We start from the raw sequence: 19,938 nt of genomic DNA, 5'->3' as shown, positions 1-19,938 counted from the left end.
CACGCGATCCTGTTGATTAAACAGTCTTTAATGCAAGATTAGCAGCGCGTTAAACCCGAGACTCAACGACAGCCCTACAGTGTCCACATCGGCAACCCTCCGAGGCAACGCATCGTGGACCTTCAAACCCTCAACACCCCGGCCGCCCTGATCGACGTCGGCCGCATGCAGCACAACATCGGCCGCATGCAGGCGCATCTGGACGCGCTCGGCGTCCGGTTCCGGCCACACGTCAAGACCACCAAGAGCACGCAAGTCGTCGATGCCCAGATCGCGGCCGGCGCACAGGGCATCACGGTGTCGACGCTCAAGGAAGCCGAACAGTTTTTCGCGCACGGTATCCGGGACATCGTCTACGCGGTCGGCATGGTGCCCGCGAAGCTGGGCCAGGCGCTCGCGCTGCGCCGGCAGGGCTGCGACCTGAAGCTCGTCGCCGACAGCCTGCCGGCCGCACACGCGATCGCCGAATTCGGGCGCGCGCACGACGAGCGCTTCGACGTGTGGATCGAGGTCGACGTCGATGGCCACCGCTCCGGGATTCCGCCCGACGCCGACCTGCTGATCGACGTGGGCCGCGCGCTGGTCGACGGCGGGATGGTGCTCGGCGGGGTGTTGGCACATGCGGGCTCCAGCTACGAATACAACACGCCCGACGCGCTGGCGGCGATCGCCGAGCAGGAACGCAGCCGCACCGTGCGGGCGGCGGAGCGCCTTCGGGCTGCCGGGCTGCCCTGCCCGGTCGTGAGCATCGGCTCGACCCCCACCGCCCTCGCGGCGGAACATCTCGAAGGCGTGACCGAAGTGCGCGCCGGCGTGTACGTGATGTTCGACCTCGTGATGCACAACATCGGCGTGTGCGACCTGTCCGACATCGCGCTGTCGGTGCTGACCACCGTCATCGGGCACCAGGAAGAGAAAGGCTGGGCGATCGTCGACGCCGGCTGGATGGCGATGAGCCGCGACCGCGGCACGCAGCGCCAGGCGCACGACTTCGGCTACGGGCAAGTTTGCACCGAACACGGCGACGTGCTCGGCGACTACGTGATGAGCGCCGCCAACCAGGAGCACGGGATCGTGTCGCGTGCAGGCACGCCCGACGCCGGCATCGCGCAACGGTTTCCGATCGGCACCCGCCTGCGCATCCTGCCGAATCACGCGTGCGCCACCGGTGCGCAACATCCCGAATATCAGGCGATCGGCGAAGACGGCGGCGCGCAGACGTGGCCGCGCTTCTACGGGTGGTGAGCAAAACCGCGCGCCCGTGCCGCCCCGTCGATTCATTGACTATTTGTCCAAATCTGGACAAAATTTAAACCACCCCGATTTGCCTGGCGCCGAAAGCGCTTGCCCGAACATGCCGACCGACGACCGACTCCTGCTTCTCGACCGCGATACCGTCGCGCCCGCCCTCCAGGCCGCGCAAGTGACGGCGGCCGTTCGCGAAGCCTTCGTGCTGCACAGTCAACGGGCCGGACGCGTGTTCCCGGTGGTGCGTGAGAAGCTGCACACCGGCGGCGTGTTCGGCATCAAGTCGGGCGATGTCGCGAATCAGGACCTGCTCGGTTTCAAGGCGGCCGGATTCTGGCCCGGCAACCGCGGGCTCGGCGGCGAACCGCATCAGGCCACCGTCGCGCTGTTCGACCCGGCCACCGGCCGACCGCTATGCATCATGGACGGCAATGCGATCACCACCGCGCGCACCGGCGCCGCCGGCGGCCTCGGTCTGCAACTGCTCGCGCGACGCGACAGCACGCGAATCTGCGTGTTCGGCACCGGCGTGCAGGCGCGCGTCCAGCTCGACTATGCACTCGGGCTGCTACCGCAACGGTGCACCGTGCAGTACGTGAGCGCCAGCGGCGAGCCCGACCCGGCGTTCGAATCGGCCTTCCGGGAACGATGCACGATCGGCGTGGCGCGCGACCGGAACGACGCGGTGGCCAACAGCGACGTGGTGATCACGGCAACGCCCGGCGGCGGCCCGCTGTTCGATGCGGATGCGGTGCAGCCAGGCACCCACCTGACCTGCGTGGGCGCCGACACCGCCGGCAAGCGCGAGCTGCCGGCCGGCGTGCTGGAACGCGCGCGGATTGTCGTGGACGATCACGACCAGGCGCGCAGCATCGGCGAGTGCCAGTGGGCGCCGGATTTGCCACGCATGGAAATCGGTGACATCCTCGCGGGAACCGCGACGGTCGACCGCGCGCCGCACGAGATCACCGTCTTCGACATGACCGGGCTCGCGCTGCAGGACCTGACCGTCGCACGCTTCCTGTATCGGCAGGCCCTCGAAAACGGCACCGGAATCGCCATTCCGTGGCCCTGGTAAACGAAACGCCCCGTCAACCTCCATGCGTCTCACCCAAGTTTCCGCGCTCTCGTTCGACCTGGACGACACCCTGTGGCCGTTCGGGCCATCCGTCGTACGGGCCGAAGGGGAGCTTCGCACGTGGCTGATCGAGCACGCGCCCGGTACCGAGCGGGTGCTGCCCACGCAGCAGGCGCTCAGCGACTTGCGTGAGGAATACGAACGATTGTGCCCCGATCTCGCCGGCGACTTCCGCGCGATGAGAATCGGCTCGATCCGGCTTGCACTGGAGCGCGCGAACGAAGATGTCGCGCTCACCGACCGTGCGTACGCAGCCTTCTATGCCGCGCGCAACCGGGTTGAATTCTATGAAGATGCGTTGCCGGCGCTCGCGTGGTTGAGCGCGCGGTTTCCGTTGATCGCGGTGACCAACGGCAACGCGGACCTCCGGCTGACCGGCGGCGGCGAATTCTTTCGTGCGACGCTCAGCGCGCAGGCGTTCGGCGTCGCGAAGCCGGAGCCCGGGATCTTCCATGCGGCGGCGGAAACGCTCGACGTGCCACCGGCGGAATTGCTGCATGTCGGCGATGACTACCACCTCGATATCGTCGGCGCATTGAACGCGGGGCTGCAGGCGGCGTGGGTGGTGCGCGATACGCACCCGGAAGCGGAGCGTGCGCAGCAGCAGGCCGCGACCCCGCACGTCACGCTCAGCGACCTGTCGATGCTGTGCCGCATGCTTGGCGGGCCTGACGACGTGGCGTGAGCACCTGCGTGCGCCGCGTTCGCGACGCACGCTTCATCATCATGAAACGCGGCAAGACTGCCGCTCGCCGACCGCACCAACGTAACGGTCGGCCGTGCCGATCCAACGCATGACCGGCCGCCGCCCGTTCACGCCGCCTTGCGCGCGTCCGCGATCCGCTGCGGCGCCTTCGGCCGCGCATACAACCGTTCGAGATACGCACGCAACTGCGGAAACGGTTCGATCAGGTTGCACTCGCCGGCCCAGTCGATCAGGTAAGCCGTCACGCAATCGGCCACAGTCAGCGAGTCGCCGACGATGAATTCGCGGCCTTCGAGATGCTTGTCGAGGATCGCCGCCATCGTCCTGAAATCGTCGCGCGCCAGTTCGATATCGGCCGGCGAACGCTTCTCCGGCGGATAGATGAACGAGTGCCGCGTGATCCGCCACAGCGGCTGCTCGAGCTCCGTCACCGCGAACATGACCCACCGGTAAGCCTCGGCCCGCAGCGCCGGATCGACCGGCAGCAGCGCCTTCCCCGGGTACTTGTCCGCGAGATACAGCACGATCGCGGCCGATTCGGGAATCACGAGGTCGCCGTCCACCAGCACGGGCACCTTGCCGGCCGGATTGAGGCGCAGGAATTCGGGCCGCTTGTGCTCGCCCTGGAGCAGGTTCACCGAGATGAACTCGAAATCGGCATCCAGCTCCTTCAGCCCCCACAGCGCGCGTTGCGAGCGGGTGCCGGCAAATCCGTAAAGCTTCATCGCCAGTCTCCATCCAGAATGTCGGGAAAACGTCCACCTGCCGGCCACGGCGCATCGCCGATACACGGCGCCGAGCCTCGCCCGCCGTTCACGCGCCGGGAATCGGCAGCACCGGCATCACGTCGATCGCCACGCCCGGGAACAGCGTGAAATGCGGATGGCCTTCGAACAGCGCGGCCGCGGCTTCGTGCGAGGCCGCCCGCACGACGGTGAAGCCGCTCATCGCGTTCGCCGTGTCCTTGACGCCGGCGGCATCGATGGTCTTCGTCTTGCCGAGCGGGCCGCCCATCTCGACGATCGCGTCGCGATGCCGGTCGACCCACGCATGCCATGCGGCGATGCCGTCGCGCTCGCGCGTGCGCCGCTCCTCGTCCGGCAGCGCCATCCACGCCTTCATCGCCGGGCTATCCTTCGTCCCGAGAAATACCGCGAGATACAACTGCTGTTGAGCACTCATGTGTCCCCTCCGGTAACGGACGCGACGGGCTGCCGCGCCTCGACCTTGACACGATAGGTTGATATCAACACAATTGCAACATGGCACGAAAAGAAAAGCTCCCCTTCGAAACGACGCTGATGGTGCGCGATTGCTGCCTGTGCCTGCACATGCAGCGCGCGGCGCGTAATCTTGCGCGGATCTTCGACGATGTGCTGCGCCCGCTGGAGCTCACCAACGGCCAGTTTTCGCTGCTGATGTCGCTGAACCGGCCCCAGCCGGCACCGATGAAATCGGTCGCGTCGCTGCTCGCGATGGACCGCACCACGCTCACGGCCGCGCTGAAGCCGCTCGAGCGGCGCGGCCTGGTCACGATCATCCAGGATCCGGACGACCGGCGCAGCCGCCTGCTCGAACTGACGCCGGCCGGCCACGACCTGCTGGCCGCGGCGTTTCCGCTGTGGCAGCAGACGCATGCCGAGATCGAACGGCCGTTCGCGCCGGGGGAAGTCGATCAGTTGCGCGGCCAGTTGCGCGCGCTGTCGGTCGATCCGGCCGCGCGCGACTGAACCGGACCGGCGCGCGGATCGCCGCGGCCACGCGGCTTACTTGCGGCCCTTCTTCGGCAACAGCAGTTGCGCGAATTCCTGCAGGAAAGCCACGGGCCCATGCGCATGCAACGCCTGCCCGCTGCTCAGCGCGCCGTCGATCACGGTCGCAAGCCGCAGCGCGAAGGTTTCCGGCTCGTCGACACCCATCGCATCCGCCAGCTCGGTCAGCCGGCGCCGCAGTTCCTGCTTGTGCGCGACGGCCACCTTGCGGGCCGGATGGTTGCCGTCCGCGTATTCGGCGGCGATGTTGATCTGCGGGCAGCCGCGATAGCCGGGGCGCGCAATGCGCTCGCCGATCCATTGCAGTTGCGCATCCAGTTCCTCGCGCGGCGTGCGCCGGTACTGCGCGGCCACCGCATCCCAATGCGCCCAGAAATCGGCGTCCTCGCGCAGCAGGAACGCTTCGATCAGGTCGTCCTTCGTCGTGAAGTAACGATAGAGGCTCGTCTTCGCCACGCCTGCCTGCGCGACGATCAGGTCCACGCCGACCGCGCGCGTACCCTCCCGGTAGAACAGCTCGCTGGCCGTTTGCAGAATGCGTTCGCGCGTATCGGGCGCGCTCCCTGGTGTACCCGTTTCCTTTTTCATCCCGACCCGGCCTGGCTGGCCGCCCACTCCCGCAACAGTGATCCGATCATAGCACCGCGTGCTTGACGACGCTACAGGTCTGTACTATAAAACAGACCGTTCTGTATCGGAGTAGATCATGGATGATCGAATGACGGTTGCAGTCTATGGCGCCACGGGTCATACCGGGCGGTTCGTCGTCGCCGAACTGGCCCGGCGCGGCCTGCGCGCGATCCGCATCGGGCGCGATGCCGCGCGGCTCGCGGAGGACGGCGGCGATACGGCGCTCGCGCTCGCACGCGTCGCCGCGATCGACGATCCTGCCGCGCTCGACGCCGCGTTGCGCGGCGCGGCTGCGGTCATCAACTGCGCGGGCCCGTACCTCGATACCGCATTGCCGCTGGCCGACGCGGCGCTGCGGGCCGGCATCCCCTATCTCGACCTGACCGCCGAGCAGCCGTCGGTGCTGGCGCTGGCCGAACACAGCGACGCGCGGGCGCGCGCCTCGGGCGTGACCCTCGTGCCGGCCGCTGCGTTCTATGGCGGCCTGGCCGACCTGCTCGTCACGGCCGTCGTGGACCCGCGCCAGCCGATCGAGCGCGTCGATATCGCAACCGGCCTCGACCGCTGGCACCCGACGCGCGGCACGCGCGTGACGGGCGAACGCAATCGCGCGGTGCGGCTCGTGCAGATGAACGGCAAGCCGACACCGGTGCCGTCGACCGCACGCGAACGCGCATGGCCGTTCCCGCCGCCGATCGGCCGCGTCGACGTGACGCTGCTGCCGTTTTCGGAAGTGATGACACTGTCGCGTCACCTGCGCATCGATACGATCGAATCGTGGCTCGCCACCGTCGCGCTGCGCGACGTGCGCGATGCCGCCACGCCGCCGCCCGAGCCGACCGACGAGACGGGCCGCTCGGCGCAGCAGTTCGCGATGGACGCGATCGTCGTGCAGGGCGGCACGACGCACGGCGCGACGGCGTCCGGGCAGGACATCTACGCGGTCAGCGCACCGATCATCGTCGAGGCGGCCGTGCGCCTGATCGCGGGCGACACCGTGGTGTCGGGCGGCGTGCGCAGTCTCGGCGAGCTGTTCGACGCGCGCGATTTCCTCGCGGCGCTCGATACGGTGGCAGTATCGTTCGGCACGACAACCGATCCGGTTTTCAACCAGGAGACGCAAGCATGAGCAGCAATGAGAAGGGTGCATATTTCCGTTCGCTTCACCGTGCGGGCCAGCCGCTGGCGCTGTTCAACGTATGGGACGCCGGCAGCGCGCGCACGGCGGCCGATGCGGGCGCCGTCGCACTGGCGACCGGCAGCTGGTCGGTCGCGGCGGCGAACGGTTTCGGCGACGGCGAGCAGATGCCGCGCGCGCTGATGATGGACGTGCTCGAGCGAATCACGCGCGCGACCGACCTACCCGTCACGGTCGATCTCGAAAGCGGGTACGGCGAGCGGCCGGAAGATGTCGCCGAAACGATCGCGCTCAGCATCAAGGCCGGCGCGATCGGCTGCAACCTCGAGGACAGCTTCCCGGCGACGGGCGAATTGCGCGACGTCGACGCAGCGGCGGCTCGTCTCGCGGCAGCCCGGCAGGCCGCCGATCGTGCGGGCGCCGACTACTTCATCAACGCGCGCACCGACGTGTTCTTCACGGCGCCGGCCGACACGCACGACGAACGCCTGCTCGACGCCACGCTGGCCCGCGCACGCGCGTATGCCGCGGCCGGTGCCGATGGGCTGTTCGTGCCGGGGCTGGGCTCACCGGCGCTCATTCGCGCACTGACGGCCGCGTCGCCGCTGCCGGTGAACGTGATGCGCGTCACGGAAACGCCGACGCTCGCCGAGTTCGCGGAATACGGCGTGGCCCGCATCAGCCACGGGCCGTATCCGTACCTGCAGGCGATGAAGGCGCTGGCGGAGCTGGTCAGGCAAGGCGGCTGACCGCTTCGCGCGCATCGGATGATTACATCGCATGTAATTGGCGCGCGACACGGCCGCTCCTACGCTTCGGGTGTCGCGCCGCCAATCCGGCGGCGCCCCTCCCCCGGAGACATCATGTCCGCCTACCCGCTTCACACCATCGACTCGGCACCGGCCGCCTCAAAGCCCGTCCTCCAGCAGCTCCAGCAAACCTTCGGCATCGTCCCGAACATCGCGGCGGCCATGGCCGCGTCGCCGGTGCTGATCAACGGCTTCATCGGCCTGTTCGAGCGCGTGCACGCGAGCAGCCTCACCGAGCCGCAGATCCAGACGCTCCTGCTCACCAACGCGGTCACGAACGCGAGCGAATGGCCGGTCGCGTTCCATACCGCGCTGGCGCTGAAACAGGGTGTGACCCACGCCGACGTCGACGCGATCCGCCACGGCGCCCTGCCCGGCGACCCGACACTGGCCGCGCTGTCGGCCACCGCACGCAAGCTGATCGACACCCGCGGCCGCCTGCCCGAGGCCGACCGGCAAGCGTTCCTCGACGCCGGCTTCAGCGCCGAACAGTTGCTGGAAGTGATCGCGGTGGTCGCCGCATCGACGATCACGAACTACGTCGGCAGCGTGACGCAGCCCGCGCTCGAAGCGCCGTTCGACGCATTCGCGTGGCAGGCGAACGCCGCGTGAGTCCGATATAGTCGATCGCGTCGCTCACGGAACGCCCAGGGAGGCACGATGAACGCCAGCCGCCGCGAACCGCACGCGCCGCCGCACGAACTCGGCCAGTTGCTGCGCTACTGGCGCGACGTGCGCGGCGTGAGCCAGCTCGACCTGTCGCTCGACGCGGGCATCTCGCAGCGCCAGATCAGCTTCATCGAAAGCGGACGCAGCGTGCCAGGCCGCGACACGCTGCTGACGCTCGCGCAAACGCTCGACGTGCCGCTGCGCGAGCGCAACGCGCTGCTGCTCGCGGCCGGGTATGCACCGGTGTATTCGGAAGCGCCGTGGGATGCGCAGGAGATGCAGGGCGTGATCGGCGCGCTCGAACGGGTCGTGCGCCAGCACGATCCGTTTCCGGCGATCGTGATGGATCGCCACTGGAACGTGCTGATGACCAACGACGCGGCGCCGCGCTTCTTCAGCTGCTTCATCGACATGGCCGCGCGCGACGGCCCGCGCAACCTGCTGCGCCTGATGTTCGATCCGCAGGGGATGCGGCCGTTCCTGGCCGACTGGGAGACAGTGTCGCGCAGCCTGCTGCAGCGCGTGCAGCGCGAAGCGGTCGGCCGCGTGATCGACGACGACACCCGGCAGTTGCTCGACGACCTGCTCGCGAGCCCCGATGCGCCGCGCGACTGGAAAACGCCGCCGGCGCCAGCCGCCGCACCATCGCTGCCGGTCATCCCGATCGGCTTCGTGCATGAAGGCGTCGTGCTGCGTTACTTCTCGCTGGTCACGACGGTGGGGACGCCGCAAAGCGCCGCCGCGCAGGAACTGCGCATGGAGTGCATGTTCCCCGCCGACGACGCGACCGAAGCGCGTCACCGGCAGTTGCTCGACACGCACGCACCGGTGCGCTGAGCGGCGGGCCGGGCGGCCCGCCGGTGCAACTCATTCCGCCAGCGCGGACCCCACGCCGACACGCTTCGGCACGCCGGTCACGATCGTCGCGACCGCGACGGCCAGCACGACGGCCGCGGCAACGAACACGCCGGCCGCCCCGTTCGCGTCGAACACGACGCCGCCGGCCGCCGCGCCCGTCGCGATCGCGAGCTGGATCGCCGCGACGATCAGCCCGCCCGCGCTCTCGGCTTCATCGGGCACCGTGCGCGTGACCCACGTCGACCACGCGACGGGCACGCCGCCGAATGCCATCCCCCACAACGCGACGAGCACCGCGTCGATCATCGGCGCGCGGCCGAGTGCGACGAGCGCGACGCCGAGCACGACCATCAGCGCAGGCATGCCGATCAGCATCGGCCGCAACCGGTGTTCGAGCACGCGGCCGGCGAGCGACGTGCCGACGAAGTTCGCGATGCCGTAGCCGAGCAGGATCGCCGACAGCCCGTTCACGCCGACGCCCGCGACCTGTTCGAGGAACGGCCGCAGGTACGTGAAGAACGCGAAGTGCCCGGTGAACACGAGGATCGTCGCGAACATGCCGAGGCCGACGGTCGGCCGGCGCAGCACGTCGATCAGCGTGCGCAGCCGCGTCGTGCCGCTCGGCGGCATCGACGGCAGTGTGAGGATCTGCGACACGAACGCAATGCCGCCGAGCGCGGCCGCGATCAAGAACACGTTGCGCCAGCCGATCAGGTGCCCGAAGTAACTGCCCATCGGCGCGGACGCGATCGTCGCGACCGCCACGCCGCTGAAGATGATCGACAGCGCACGCGGCACCATCGCCGTCGGCACGAGCCGCATCGCGGTAGCGGTGGCCATCGTCCAGAAGCCGCCGAGCGCGATGCCGAGCACGACGCGGCCGACCAGCAGCATTGCCAGGTTGGGCGCGAACGCGACCGCCAGGTTCGACGCGACGAGCAGCACCGAGAACACGAGCAGCACGCGCCGCCGGTCGATCGTGCGCGTCAGCGCCGAGATCAGCAGGCTCGTGACCAGCGCGACCGTCGCGGTGGCCGTGACGGCCTGCCCGGCCACGCCTTCGGTCACGCCGAGGCTGTCGGCCATCGGCGTCAGCAGGCTCGCCGGCAGGAATTCGGCCGTGACGAGCCCGAACACGCCGAGCGTCATCGCGAATACCGCGCCCCAGGCCGGTTCGCGGGGGGCCGCCGTCGAGGCGGCCGTGGAGGTTCCGGGATTCATGCGTGGTTCCGTGTCGGTTAGGGAAAGTACTGATGAGGGCGTATCGTAAGGAACCACGTCAGGACGGTCTATGACATACAATCCGTTCTTGTTGATCGATCGTCCGTATCTCGCTATGTCCGAGCCCCTTCTGCCCCCTATTCCCGATGTGCACGACCTCGTCAGCGAGCTGCTGCTGGGGATGCGCCTGAGCGGCGTCCAGTACCGCCGCATCCAGGTCGCGCGGCCGTTCGGGCTGAACTTCGGCCACGTGACGGGCCGCGCGCAGTTCCATTTCGTCGGGCGCGGGCCGGTGCTGCTGCGCGACGCGTCGGGCGCCACGATGCGGCTCGAAGCCGGCGACGCGATCCTGCTGCCGCACGGCGGCATGCACGCGCTGGTGTCGGACCCCGATGCACCGTGCCGCGAGATCAACGGCTTCGAGGTCGCGAAGATCTGCGACACGGTCGCGTCGGTGGCGTCGGCCGGCGTGTCGCCCGCCAGTTGCGCGACGACCGAGCCGGGCGCCGGCGATGCGCTGATCTTCAGCGCGTGCATGGAGCTCGATCTCGGCGGCATGCAGCCGCTCGTCGGCACGATGCCGGAGTTCATGCACGTCGGCACGCTGCTCGCGCGCTACCCGGAAATCCGCCCGATGCTCGATGCGATGGAGCGCGAAGCGTGCTCGGCGCGCGCGGGTTTCGCGGGCATCCTCGCGCGGCTCGCGGATGTGGTCGCCGCGTTCATCGTGCGCGGCTGGGTCGAATGCGGATGCGGTGATGCGACGGGCTGGGTGCAGGCGCTGCGCGAGCCGAAGCTCGGCCGCGCGATCGTCGCCTTGCATCGCGACCCGGGCCGCAACTGGAGCGTGGCGGAACTCGCGACCGAAGCGGGCGTGTCGCGTTCGGTGTTCGCCGAACGCTTTCTCGCGGCCACCGGGATGACGCCGGTGCGCTACCTGACCGAGCTGCGGATGCGGCTCGCCGCGCAATGGATCACGCGCGACCACGAGACGATCGAGGCCGTCGCGTACCGGCTCGGCTACGGCTCGCTCGCCGCGTTCAGCCGCGCGTTCAAGCGCGTGGTGGGCAAGCCGCCGGGCGCCGTGCGCGCGGACGGCGAGGTGCGTGTCGATGCGTAATGCGTGACGTGGCACGCGTCACGCTTCGCGCGTGATGCCGGCCGCGGCCGCCAGGCGTCGTTTCAATGGCCTTCAGACGTGAGGGCAGCGTCGCTCAGTCGCTGCGCGCTTCCAACGTGTCGATCAGCGCCGTCGCGCACTGCACGGCAAGCGCCGCGCACTGCTCCACGTCCACGACCGCACCGCTCGCCACGGTGCCTTGCACGATCCGGCCCAGCAAATCCTTCGAGAGATCGGCGATCTCGTGATCCCGTTCCGTCATGATGTCCCTCCTGCGCATCGACCGATCGCATCGATGCATTCACCTTCCCTGCCCGTTCAACGCCCTTTCGCCCGCACGACGATCTGCGCCTGCGTGTCGCGTTCGATGCGCTCGAGCGACGCGCGCAGCGCCGTGAATTCGTCCGCCGTACACACCTGACGGCCGAAATCCGCCGTCATGCGCCGCGTGACCTGCACGACGCGCGCGGCCGCGTCGAATACGTAATGCGACGTGAAGTCGACGAAGCGGTCGTGCACGGCCGTATCGGCCGGCAGGTCGGTCACCGCGACGTCCGCCGGCAGCGCGATCTGGCCGGTCTCGTCGAACGTGCCGCCGATGCAGCCCCATGGCTGCGTGCGCACGGGCTCGGCGAGCCAGTTCTCGACCTGCGTCGCGATGCCGCCCGTCAGGCTCGACAGCGCGGGCAACGCGGTCGTGCCGTCGGGCCACACGAAATGATCGAGCGTGCCCGACATCGTCACGTCGAACGGCCCGTCGGTCGCGCGCCGGTCGCTGGTCGACAGCTGCGCGCGGCCGCGCAAGCCGCTTTGCCGCAGCCGGTTGTTCGCGAGTTGCGCGATGGCATCGGGCGTCGCGCGGCGAAACAGGTTGCGTTCGAGTTCGGCCGTCCAGCCGTCGTCCTCGATGTACGCATGAAAACGCGTGGCGCCCGGCCCCGCCGCATCGATCTCCACCCGTGCGACGCGGCCGCGCGGTTGCGTGGCCGGCGTGCGCGACAGCACGCCCGTGTCGACCAGCAGCGCGGGACGGTCCATCACGATCGGCGGCAGATAGCCGAATGCGATGCCGGCCGTCGTCGTGTCCGCAAAAAGCGCGAGATCGGGCAGCCACGTGATCGCGTGATTGATCGCACCACCGCCGTAACCGGGCACCGCCGGCAGCGTGTAGACGGACCCGAGATTGAGCAGCACCGGCTCGCTGCGGATGCCGACCGCCGCGAGCAGCGCGCCGAACAGCGCGACATGATCCTTGCAGTCGCCGTAGCGGTTGCGCAGGATGTCCGTCACGCGATGCGGCGCGGCGGCCGTTTCACCGAGAAACAACCCGACGTAGCGGATGTTCGCCTGCACCCAGTCGTACAGGATGCGCGCCTGGTCGTGCGGATCGGCGACACCCGCGGTGAGCGTGCGCGCCAGTTGCGCGACGGCCGGATCGTCCGCGCCCGGATCGACGGCCGCGTTGCGATAGCGCGCGGCGAACGCTGCATAGTCGGGCAGCGTCGACACGACGAGCCGGTCGCCGTAGGTCGCGTAGCCGACCGCGCCGCTTTCGATGCGGTCGTACGGGCCGTGCCGATAGTCGAATTCATAGCGCGTGCGGCCGTTCGCGGTGACCGGCGGCAGCGCGACGTAGCCGCGCGCATCTGAATACAGCGGCATGTCGGCCGGCACGTCGAAGATCAGCCGCTGGCGGTCGACCGGCTCGCGCGACGGCTCCACCGTATAGCCGAAGTAGCCGCGATTGACCGGCTTCGTGCGGGTCTTGCGGAACGCCACGCGCGTGCTCGACCCGGCTTCGACGCCGGGAAACACGACGGTGCGCAGCAGCCCGTCCTGGAACGTCGGCGCGCCGGCCGAGCGCGGCTCCTGCACGTCGCGAATGCCGTCCGCGCCGACCGGATGCGCGACCCCGTCGCGATCGATCGTCTCGGCCGCGAGCAGGTCCACCTTCTCGAGATTCCTGTCGAACCACACGTAGCGCTGCGCGATGGCATCGATACCGTTTGCATCGTTCGCGCGCAGCGTCGAATCGTCGTGCTCGTCGAGCGCGCCGTCGTGCTGGATCACGAATTCGTGGACATCGCTGACGACCGTGACGGGCGCGCCGCCGCCCGTGTCGATCGTGTTGCCGTGGTCGCGCACATCGGCCATGGCCGCACCGGGGCCGAGCGCGATGGCGCAGGCGAGTAGCCGGCCGGTCCATCGGATAGGAAAAAGCACCACGTCGAAGCTCTCCGCGCGTTCGTTGCCGGGCGCCAGGGCCGCGCGCCGGCGCGAATGGTTCGATCCGCGTGACGCGCACATGACAACACACGCCGCGTGCCCGTCGTGCGAACCAGTGTGGGTGACGTGCCGGCGAGCGTCAAGCCGCGCCGCGGCGAGCCGGCTGCGCGATGCGGCGAGCTCGCCGGGCGTGCAGCGCAGGCTTCGCCACGCCGATGTGCCGCCGCCGTGCATCGTGCCCTGAGCCAGAGCGCCTTTTTTGCATCACGTCGCAACCTATCATTCATTCAGATCATCCCTGCATGCAACGTCGACGGAACGACGCTCTGCCGGACACGACGTACCGGCATAGGGAAGGAGGCATCATGGCGATCATCAATAGCGACTTCGAAATGGGTTACCTCGTGATCGCGTTCACGCTACTGGGCCTGATCCTGTTCGGCGCACTGCTGACGGCGCTGCATCTACGGTGGCATCCGAGACTGATCGGCGCCGCGATCGGTGCGTTGCTCGGCATCGCGCTGATCGAAGCGATACCGATGCTGACGTGAGTACGGCCCGGCGCCCCTTCGTCCGGTCACGCGCCGCGCGGGGACGGAACGGCCGGCGCCTGCCGCAGAGGCCGTCGTGGCTTCGCCGCACCAGAAATCGGGCCGGCGGCATGCGCGATGCGCGCCTGCACACCCCACATCACGCTATCGGGTGCGGCGCAGGGCCGAAACATGATCCGCATCGTCATCGCGCCTGGTCGTCACCTGGCGGGGAACACGACGTGCACCGCTACCCGACGTTCATCGGCAGCAGCACCATCTGCTTGCCCTCGACGTGCAGGCGCGCCTGCAGCTCGACGGGCGTCTGGTTGTGCAGCCAGGCCGTGAGGAAATTCACGCGCCGGAAGATCAGCTTGCTCGCGAAGCACACGGCGTTCGGGTATTCGTCGAGCGTCGACGAAGCCAGGTTCATGAACTCGACGACGGGGTTCGTGCCGAACGCGATCCGGTAGTCGGCCGCGATGCCGTGGCGGCGGCAGTGCGCGACATAGTAGTCGAGCGCTTCGGTGATCGTGTGGCGCAGCCGCTCGAGGTGTTCGTGACCGTCGTACGCCTTCGCGTCGACTTCGCCGACCGCGAGGAAGATCACGTTGCGGAAATGCCCGGGAAACAGCCGGTTGACCCACAGCAGCGCGTGCATGCTCGCGCCGCGATGCTTGCCGACCAGCAGCACGGCCGTCGGTTGCGACGGGTCGGGCTTGCCCGGTGCGGTGGCCTCGTCGACTTCGGGCGGCTTGCCCGAGAACAGCGCGTCTTCCTTCGCGAGCTGCGCGCGCGTATAGGCGTAGTGGCGATTGATCATGAAGCACAGCGCGATCACCGCGCTCGTCACGAGCACCGTGAGCCAGCCGCCCGCCGTGAACTTCTCGATCAGCGTGATGACGAGCACGGTCGCCGTCACGCTCAGCCCGAGCGCCGACAGGAAGAAGTGCTTGAACCAGCCCTGCTGGCTGCGATGGCGCCACCAGTACGTGCACAGCCCGAGCAGCGACAGGCTGAACGTCAGGAACACGTTGATGCTGTACAGCACGACGAGCACGTCGACGTTGCCGTGCGTCCACAAGAGGATCAGCAGGCTCGACAGCCCGACGACGATGATGCCGTTCTGCCGCACGAGGCGCCCCGACAGGTCGCGGAAATGGCGCGGCACCCACGAATCCGACGCCATGTTCGACAGCACGGCCGGGCCGTCGAGGAAGCCGGTCTGCGCGCCGACCAGCAGCAGCCCGGCCTCGAACGCGAGCACGGCCGCGAGCAACGCGTGGCGCGCGAAGGCCGAGCCGAGCCCGAGATGGTCGATCACGCTGCCGAACACGACCGCGTTGAGCGTCTGGCCGTCGACAGGCTTCGCGTGCCACAGCATGTACAGCAGGATGATGCCGCCGGCCGTGAACGCGAGCGACGTCGACATGTACCACATCGTCACCTTGCCGTTCGGCACGCGCGGATCGGCGAGCATGTTCACGTTGTTCGACACGGCCTCGAGGCCCGTATAAGTCCCGCCGCCGAGCGAGAACGCGCGCATCAGCAGCGCGAGCAGCACGAACAGGCCGAGCGATTGCGACATGCCGTGCGCTTCGTGCACGGCGTCGGGCACCACCATCGCGAGGCTGCTGCCATGCACGGCGACGCCGTACACGATCAGCCCGAAGTGCAGGATCACGAAGCCGATGAAGATCGGCAGCAGCACCATGATCGATTCGCGCATCCCGCGGAAGTTGAGCCCCGTCATCATCAGGATCAGCACGATCTCGGTCGTGAGCTTGAACGCCTGCGCGCTGACCGGCAGCAGGCTGAAGAACGCGTCGACCCCGCTCGCGAGCGACGTCGCGACGGTCAGCACGTAGTCGACCAGCAGCGCCGCGCCGGATACCAGCCCCGGCTTCGACCCGAGCAGCGACGTCGCGACGCGGTAGCCGCCGCCGCCGGTCGGGAACAGCTCGATCACCTGGTTGTAGCCGAGCGCGATGATGAACACGGTCGCCGCCGTCGCGAGTGCGAGGAACAGCGCGAGCGCATGATGCTGGCCGAGCGCGAGAAACGCCTCCTCCGGCCCGTAGCACGACGACGACAGCCCGTCGGCGCCGAGCCCGACCCAGGCCAGCAGCGGCGTGACGGCGATCGCATGCCGCGTACGCGGATCGAGCGGGTCGAGCGGCTTTCCGACGAGCAACTGCCACACTTTCTGGAACGTGGTCATGGTCCCCTCCCGGCACGCCTGGCGCCACGCGCGGCGTGATCCTTTAAAGCTAATCGACGCACGGGCGCGGCGCCAGTCCGCATCTTCCATAGGGGCCGCACGGCGGCCCCGCAGCGCTTTCAGCATGTAAGCGGACAACGCCGGCGGCCACGCGCCGGATCGGCCGTTTACACGCATTCGCGCAACGCGGCGAACCTGCACGGCCCTCCCTTTCCGGCCGCCTTTACATGCCTGCCGGCCCCGTCCGGCGCACCGGCCGACGCGCCGCCCACCTTCGCCCGATAGCGGCCGGCCGTGCTCGCCGCCCCCTTCCCCGCCCATACCGATGCGACCGGCACCCGCGTCCCGGTCGTGCGTGGTTCCTCGCAATTCGACTTTTGTGCGCGCGCAACAATGGCGATGCCTCGCGCCCGGCGCCCTGCGGGACACTCGCCTCCCGCTCGGCACCGGGCGCGACGGTCTTCAAAAACCACATCTCACGAGGACATACCATGCAACTCCAATCCCATCCCGCGTGCCGCCCGTTTTATGAAGCCGGCGAACTCACGCAACTGACTGCCTTTTATGAAGAGGGACGTAATGTCATGTGGATGATGCTGCGATCGGAGCCGCGGCCGTGCTTCAACCAGCAACTCGTTACCGACATCATCCATCTCGCACGCGTCGCACGCGATTCGGGCCTGCCGTTCGACTTCTGGGTGACAGGCTCGCTCGTCCCCGAGCTGTTCAACGTCGGCGGCGACCTGAGCTTTTTCGTCGACGCGATCCGCAGCGGCAAGCGTGACCTGCTGATGGCCTATGCGCGCTCGTGCATCGACGGCGTGTACGAGATCTACACGGGCTTCGGCACCGGCTCGATCTCGATCGCGATGGTCGAGGGCAGCGCGCTCGGCGGTGGCTTCGAGGCCGCGCTCGCGCATCACTACGTGCTCGCGCAGAAGGGCGTGAAGCTCGGGTTTCCCGAGATCGCGTTCAACCTGTTCCCGGGCATGGGCGGCTATTCGCTCGTCGCGCGCAAGGCCGATCGGGGCATTGCGGAGCAACTGATCTCGACCGGTGAAGCGCACGCCGCCGAGTGGTACGAGGATCGCGGTCTCGTCGATCAGACGTTCGACGCGGGCGACGCGTATCTCGCGACGCGCACCTTCATCGACGTGACCAAGCCGAAGCTGAACGGCGTGCGCGCGATGCTGCGCGCACGCGAGCGGGTGTTCCAGCTGACGCGCTCCGAGCTGATGGACATCACGGAAGCCTGGGTGCATGCGGCGTTCACGATCGAGCCGAAGGACCTCGCGTACATGGAACGCCTCGTGATGCTGCAGAACCGGCGCGTGTCGAAGCTGCGCACGGTGTAATGCGACGGGCGCCGCCGCTCGCCGGCGGCGCCTGTTCGTGAACGAAGCTCAGGCGATCAGCCTGAGCTTCCTCGTCTCCGCGAGCCACGCCTCGAACGCCTGGGCCGGCATCGGGCGGGCGTAGTAGTAGCCCTGCGCATGATCGACGTCGAGCTGCTTGAGGAATTCGGCTTCCGCATGCGTTTCGACGCCCTCGGCGACCACCGCGAAATTCAGCGCCTTCGCGAGCGACACGACCGAGCGCACCAGCGCCTGCGAGCGCGGATTGCGGTCGATGCCCGTGATGAAGCTGCGGTCGAGCTTGATCGCGTCGAGCGGCAGGCGCGACAACTGCGACAGCGACGAATAGCCGGTGCCGAAATCGTCGAGATGGATCTCCGCGCCGAGCTGGCGGAACTGTCGCATCAGCCCGTTGGCCGCATCCTCGTCCTCGATGAAGCAGCTCTCGGTCAGCTCGATGTCGAGCAGGCCGGGCTTGAGGCCCGCGGCGTCGAGGATCGACGCCAGCTGGTGCACGATGTTCATGTCCTGCAACTGCCGCGCGGACACGTTCACCGCGATCCGGATGCCGAGCCCCTTCGCCTTCCAGGCGGCGGCCTGCGCGGCCGCGGTTCGCATCACCCAGCGCCCGAGCGGCGCGATCAGGCCCGACTCCTCCGCGAAGCGGATGAACTCGACCGGCGCGACGAGCCCGCGATCGGGCGACTGCCAGCGGATCAGCGCCTCGACGCCGTGCACGTCGCCGGTCGCGATATCGACGACCGGCTGGTAGTGCAGCACGAACTGCTCCTCTTCGAGCGCCTTGCGCAGGTTCGTGTCGAGCCACATGTACTTCGCGACCTTCTGGTTCATCTCCAGCGAGAACACGCGATACGTATGCTTGCCCTCTTCCTTCGCGACGTACATCGCGGTATCCGCGCTGCGGATCAGCGTCTCGAGCGAGTCGCCGTGCTGCGGATGCATCGCGATGCCGATCGAGCAGCTCGTGTAGACCTCCATCAGCCCGAGATGAATCGGCGTGCGCAGCCGTTCGAGAATGATCTGCGCGGTCGCTTCGAGCAGCGGCCGCGTGCCGTGCTCGAACAGCACGAGGAATTCGTCGCCGCCGAGCCGCGCGAGCGTCGCGCCGGACGGCAGGCAGCCGCTGATGATCGCCGACACGTCCTGCAGCAGCCGGTCGCCGGTGATGTGTCCGTAGTGATCGTTGACGCGCTTGAAGTTGTCGAGATCGAGGAACAGGATGCCGACCTGCCCGCGCGTCGCGGCGGTCTCGGCGGCGATCGCCGCGTGGATGCGCTCGCTGATCGCATGGCGATTCGGCAGGCCGGTCAGCACGTCGGTGTTCGCGAGCTCGATGAGCCGCTGCTGCGCGCTGCGCTCCTCGGTGATGTCGATGCCCGAGCAGATCAGGAACTGCTCCTCGACGCCGCTGCCGCTCTGCACGAACTTGTTGCGGAACTGGAACAGGCGCGGCCCGTTGACCGTGTTGATGTAGCGCTCGACCGCGAACGAATGGTTGCTCGCGAAAAATCCCGTGATGTTGCTGCGCGACTGCGCGCCCTGCTCGGGGGTCATGAACAGCTCGAACGCGCTGCGGCCGATCACGTCGACCTCGCGCTTGCCCGTCACTTCCTCGCACAGACGGTTGAAGCGCTGCACCATCCCGTTGCGGTCGAGGATCACCACGAGCGAATTCACTTCGGACACGACCTGCTCGGCGAATGCGAGCCCGTGCGCGAGATCGCCCGCGACGGACTCGGCATCGGAATAGGCGGACGCCGTGCCGGCCCAGTTGGTCGTGTCGACCTTCCGGCCGACGAGATGGAGCTTGACCGGTTCGCCGAACAGCGCGATGTCGAGCACCAGGTGCGACGTGACGCCGGTCAGCGCGCGGATGCACGCGGCCTGTTCGACCGTCAGCGCGACGGCAACGTTGGTCAGGCCGCGGACGGCCGCCAGTTCGAGTGCGTTGCTGTCGCTGCCGAGACGCCAGCAGGGGCTGCGCGTACCGACGTGCGCCTCGAGCACCGCGCTATCGTTTTCGTCATCCATGGAGACGCCCCGATCCAGAAAAAACGCACAGTTTAGACGGAGGCGAGCCGGCCGGCCGCCCTGCCGGGTCGCGCGTCATGCGCGCCCGGCAAGGCGGCCGTGAGTGCCGTGCTGATGGGCCTCGTCCCGTACTTGTTTCCCGCTAATGCGACCCGGCGTTCGCGCGTCATGCGCGCAGGTGCTGCCTAACGAATGATGAGAGCCATCTTATCAAATGACGATCAGGATTGGCACTCACATTTAGA

19 protein-coding genes are annotated in these 19,938 nt (G+C 68.3%); 11 read left to right on the top strand and 8 right to left on the bottom strand.

From position 1 onward, the window contains the following. The first annotated feature begins 114 nt into the window (after window positions 1–114). From LGM56_RS15650 to LGM56_RS15640, 3 genes are all read left to right on the top strand, one after another. Window positions 115–1,245: a DSD1 family PLP-dependent enzyme gene (locus LGM56_RS15650; protein ID WP_226205538.1), complete on the top strand. Its 1,131-nt coding sequence runs from the start codon at window positions 115–117 to the stop codon at window positions 1,243–1,245. Window positions 1,246–1,354: 109 nt separating this feature from the next. After that, window positions 1,355–2,326 carry an ornithine cyclodeaminase family protein gene (locus LGM56_RS15645; protein WP_226205536.1) on the top strand — a complete coding sequence of 324 codons (972 nt, stop codon included), beginning with the start codon at window positions 1,355–1,357 and terminating at the stop codon, window positions 2,324–2,326. A 22-nt stretch (window positions 2,327–2,348) separates the two neighbouring features. Beyond that, entirely contained in the window at window positions 2,349–3,071 is a 723-nt protein-coding gene (locus tag LGM56_RS15640; RefSeq protein ID WP_226205534.1) for an HAD family hydrolase, read from the top strand. Between the two features lie 128 nt (window positions 3,072–3,199). On the opposite strand, the gene LGM56_RS15635 is transcribed toward LGM56_RS15640, so the two are convergent. Both LGM56_RS15635 and LGM56_RS15630 read right to left on the bottom strand, forming a co-directional pair. Then, window positions 3,200–3,817 carry a glutathione S-transferase family protein gene (locus LGM56_RS15635; protein WP_226205532.1) on the bottom strand — a complete coding sequence of 206 codons (618 nt, stop codon included), beginning with the start codon at window positions 3,815–3,817 and terminating at the stop codon, window positions 3,200–3,202. 88 nt (window positions 3,818–3,905) lie between these two features. After that, window positions 3,906–4,274 (bottom strand): hypothetical protein, encoded by a 369-nt coding sequence (locus LGM56_RS15630; RefSeq protein ID WP_089497667.1) that lies wholly within the window; start codon window positions 4,272–4,274, stop codon window positions 3,906–3,908. A gap of 80 nt (window positions 4,275–4,354) precedes the next feature. Between LGM56_RS15630 and LGM56_RS15625 the strand changes: the two genes are divergently transcribed. Beyond that, a complete protein-coding gene (locus LGM56_RS15625) occupies window positions 4,355–4,822 on the top strand; it encodes a MarR family winged helix-turn-helix transcriptional regulator (RefSeq protein ID WP_089497668.1) in 468 nt (155 codons plus the stop codon). A 36-nt stretch (window positions 4,823–4,858) separates the two neighbouring features. Here the strand turns inward: LGM56_RS15625 and LGM56_RS15620 are convergent, their stop codons facing one another. After that, entirely contained in the window at window positions 4,859–5,452 is a 594-nt protein-coding gene (locus tag LGM56_RS15620) for a TetR/AcrR family transcriptional regulator (protein WP_089497669.1), read from the bottom strand. Window positions 5,453–5,570: 118 nt separating this feature from the next. Between LGM56_RS15620 and LGM56_RS15615 the strand changes: the two genes are divergently transcribed. The 4 genes from LGM56_RS15615 (at window position 5,571) to LGM56_RS15600 (ending at window position 8,947) form a co-directional block, all read left to right on the top strand. Continuing rightward, on the top strand, window positions 5,571–6,623 hold the full coding sequence (locus LGM56_RS15615) for a saccharopine dehydrogenase family protein (protein WP_226205530.1): 1,053 nt from the start codon (window positions 5,571–5,573) through the stop codon (window positions 6,621–6,623). Further along, window positions 6,620–7,381, top strand: coding sequence for an isocitrate lyase/PEP mutase family protein (locus tag LGM56_RS15610; protein ID WP_226205529.1), 762 nt, complete (start codon window positions 6,620–6,622; stop codon window positions 7,379–7,381). Before LGM56_RS15615 ends, LGM56_RS15610 begins: the two co-directional genes overlap by 4 nt. Before the next feature lie 114 nt (window positions 7,382–7,495). Then, complete coding sequence (locus LGM56_RS15605) at window positions 7,496–8,053, top strand: carboxymuconolactone decarboxylase family protein (protein WP_226205528.1); 558 nt, start codon at window positions 7,496–7,498, stop codon at window positions 8,051–8,053. 48 nt (window positions 8,054–8,101) lie between these two features. Then, complete coding sequence (locus tag LGM56_RS15600) at window positions 8,102–8,947, top strand: helix-turn-helix domain-containing protein (protein WP_226205527.1); 846 nt, start codon at window positions 8,102–8,104, stop codon at window positions 8,945–8,947. Window positions 8,948–8,977: 30 nt separating this feature from the next. Here LGM56_RS15600 and LGM56_RS15595 read toward each other — a convergent pair whose 3' ends face one another. Beyond that, window positions 8,978–10,189: an MFS transporter gene (locus LGM56_RS15595; RefSeq protein WP_226205526.1), complete on the bottom strand. Its 1,212-nt coding sequence runs from the start codon at window positions 10,187–10,189 to the stop codon at window positions 8,978–8,980. 70 nt (window positions 10,190–10,259) lie between these two features. Between LGM56_RS15595 and LGM56_RS15590 the strand changes: the two genes are divergently transcribed. Further along, the gene (locus tag LGM56_RS15590) at window positions 10,260–11,309 is read left to right on the top strand and encodes an AraC family transcriptional regulator (RefSeq protein ID WP_226205525.1); all 1,050 of its coding nucleotides are present in this window, start codon (window positions 10,260–10,262) and stop codon (window positions 11,307–11,309) included. A 94-nt stretch (window positions 11,310–11,403) separates the two neighbouring features. Here LGM56_RS15590 and LGM56_RS15585 read toward each other — a convergent pair whose 3' ends face one another. Together LGM56_RS15585 and LGM56_RS15580 are read right to left on the bottom strand one after the other, a co-directional pair. Further along, window positions 11,404–11,571, bottom strand: coding sequence for a hypothetical protein (locus tag LGM56_RS15585; protein WP_226205524.1), 168 nt, complete (start codon window positions 11,569–11,571; stop codon window positions 11,404–11,406). Between the two features lie 56 nt (window positions 11,572–11,627). Next, entirely contained in the window at window positions 11,628–13,535 is a 1,908-nt protein-coding gene (locus tag LGM56_RS15580; RefSeq protein ID WP_226205523.1) for a DUF3857 domain-containing transglutaminase family protein, read from the bottom strand. A 365-nt stretch (window positions 13,536–13,900) separates the two neighbouring features. On the opposite strand from LGM56_RS15580, the gene LGM56_RS15575 reads away from it, so the two are divergent. Then, a complete protein-coding gene (locus tag LGM56_RS15575; RefSeq protein WP_089474198.1) occupies window positions 13,901–14,086 on the top strand; it encodes a hypothetical protein in 186 nt (61 codons plus the stop codon). A gap of 229 nt (window positions 14,087–14,315) precedes the next feature. On the opposite strand, the gene LGM56_RS15570 is transcribed toward LGM56_RS15575, so the two are convergent. After that, window positions 14,316–16,286: an APC family permease gene (locus tag LGM56_RS15570; RefSeq protein ID WP_089497676.1), complete on the bottom strand. Its 1,971-nt coding sequence runs from the start codon at window positions 16,284–16,286 to the stop codon at window positions 14,316–14,318. A 491-nt stretch (window positions 16,287–16,777) separates the two neighbouring features. Between LGM56_RS15570 and LGM56_RS15565 the strand changes: the two genes are divergently transcribed. Then, the gene (locus LGM56_RS15565) at window positions 16,778–17,641 is read left to right on the top strand and encodes a crotonase/enoyl-CoA hydratase family protein (RefSeq protein WP_089497677.1); all 864 of its coding nucleotides are present in this window, start codon (window positions 16,778–16,780) and stop codon (window positions 17,639–17,641) included. A 48-nt stretch (window positions 17,642–17,689) separates the two neighbouring features. Here the strand turns inward: LGM56_RS15565 and pdeR are convergent, their stop codons facing one another. Further along, a complete protein-coding gene (gene pdeR / locus LGM56_RS15560; protein ID WP_089497678.1) occupies window positions 17,690–19,693 on the bottom strand; it encodes a cyclic di-GMP phosphodiesterase in 2,004 nt (667 codons plus the stop codon). Window positions 19,694–19,938 lie beyond the last annotated feature (245 nt).

This window comes from Burkholderia sp. AU38729 (assembly GCF_020419725.1).
In the GTDB taxonomy this organism is placed as follows: Bacteria; Pseudomonadota; Gammaproteobacteria; order Burkholderiales; family Burkholderiaceae; genus Burkholderia.
Note: the sequence above shows the minus strand (reverse complement) of the source record. Positions and strands in the feature narration are given on the sequence as shown.

Bases quoted from the DNA above. Each gene is read 5' to 3' on its own strand.
- LGM56_RS15635 (WP_226205532.1), bottom strand. From the start codon at position 3,817: ATGAAGCTTTACGGATTTGCCGGCACCCGCTCGCAACGCGCGCTGTGG.
- LGM56_RS15590 (WP_226205525.1), top strand. From the start codon at position 10,260: ATGACATACAATCCGTTCTTGTTGATCGATCGTCCGTATCTCGCTATG.
- pdeR (WP_089497678.1), bottom strand. From the start codon at position 19,693: ATGGATGACGAAAACGATAGCGCGGTGCTCGAGGCGCACGTCGGTACG.
- LGM56_RS15630 (WP_089497667.1), bottom strand. From the start codon at position 4,274: ATGAGTGCTCAACAGCAGTTGTATCTCGCGGTATTTCTCGGGACGAAG.
- LGM56_RS15575 (WP_089474198.1), top strand. From the start codon at position 13,901: ATGGCGATCATCAATAGCGACTTCGAAATGGGTTACCTCGTGATCGCG.
- LGM56_RS15610 (WP_226205529.1), top strand. From the start codon at position 6,620: ATGAGCAGCAATGAGAAGGGTGCATATTTCCGTTCGCTTCACCGTGCG.
- LGM56_RS15640 (WP_226205534.1), top strand. From the start codon at position 2,349: ATGCGTCTCACCCAAGTTTCCGCGCTCTCGTTCGACCTGGACGACACC.
- LGM56_RS15570 (WP_089497676.1), bottom strand. From the start codon at position 16,286: ATGACCACGTTCCAGAAAGTGTGGCAGTTGCTCGTCGGAAAGCCGCTC.
- LGM56_RS15620 (WP_089497669.1), bottom strand. From the start codon at position 5,452: ATGAAAAAGGAAACGGGTACACCAGGGAGCGCGCCCGATACGCGCGAA.
- LGM56_RS15625 (WP_089497668.1), top strand. From the start codon at position 4,355: ATGGCACGAAAAGAAAAGCTCCCCTTCGAAACGACGCTGATGGTGCGC.
- LGM56_RS15595 (WP_226205526.1), bottom strand. From the start codon at position 10,189: ATGAATCCCGGAACCTCCACGGCCGCCTCGACGGCGGCCCCCCGCGAA.
- LGM56_RS15600 (WP_226205527.1), top strand. From the start codon at position 8,102: ATGAACGCCAGCCGCCGCGAACCGCACGCGCCGCCGCACGAACTCGGC.
- LGM56_RS15605 (WP_226205528.1), top strand. From the start codon at position 7,496: ATGTCCGCCTACCCGCTTCACACCATCGACTCGGCACCGGCCGCCTCA.
- LGM56_RS15565 (WP_089497677.1), top strand. From the start codon at position 16,778: ATGCAACTCCAATCCCATCCCGCGTGCCGCCCGTTTTATGAAGCCGGC.
- LGM56_RS15585 (WP_226205524.1), bottom strand. From the start codon at position 11,571: ATGACGGAACGGGATCACGAGATCGCCGATCTCTCGAAGGATTTGCTG.
- LGM56_RS15645 (WP_226205536.1), top strand. From the start codon at position 1,355: ATGCCGACCGACGACCGACTCCTGCTTCTCGACCGCGATACCGTCGCG.
- LGM56_RS15615 (WP_226205530.1), top strand. From the start codon at position 5,571: ATGGATGATCGAATGACGGTTGCAGTCTATGGCGCCACGGGTCATACC.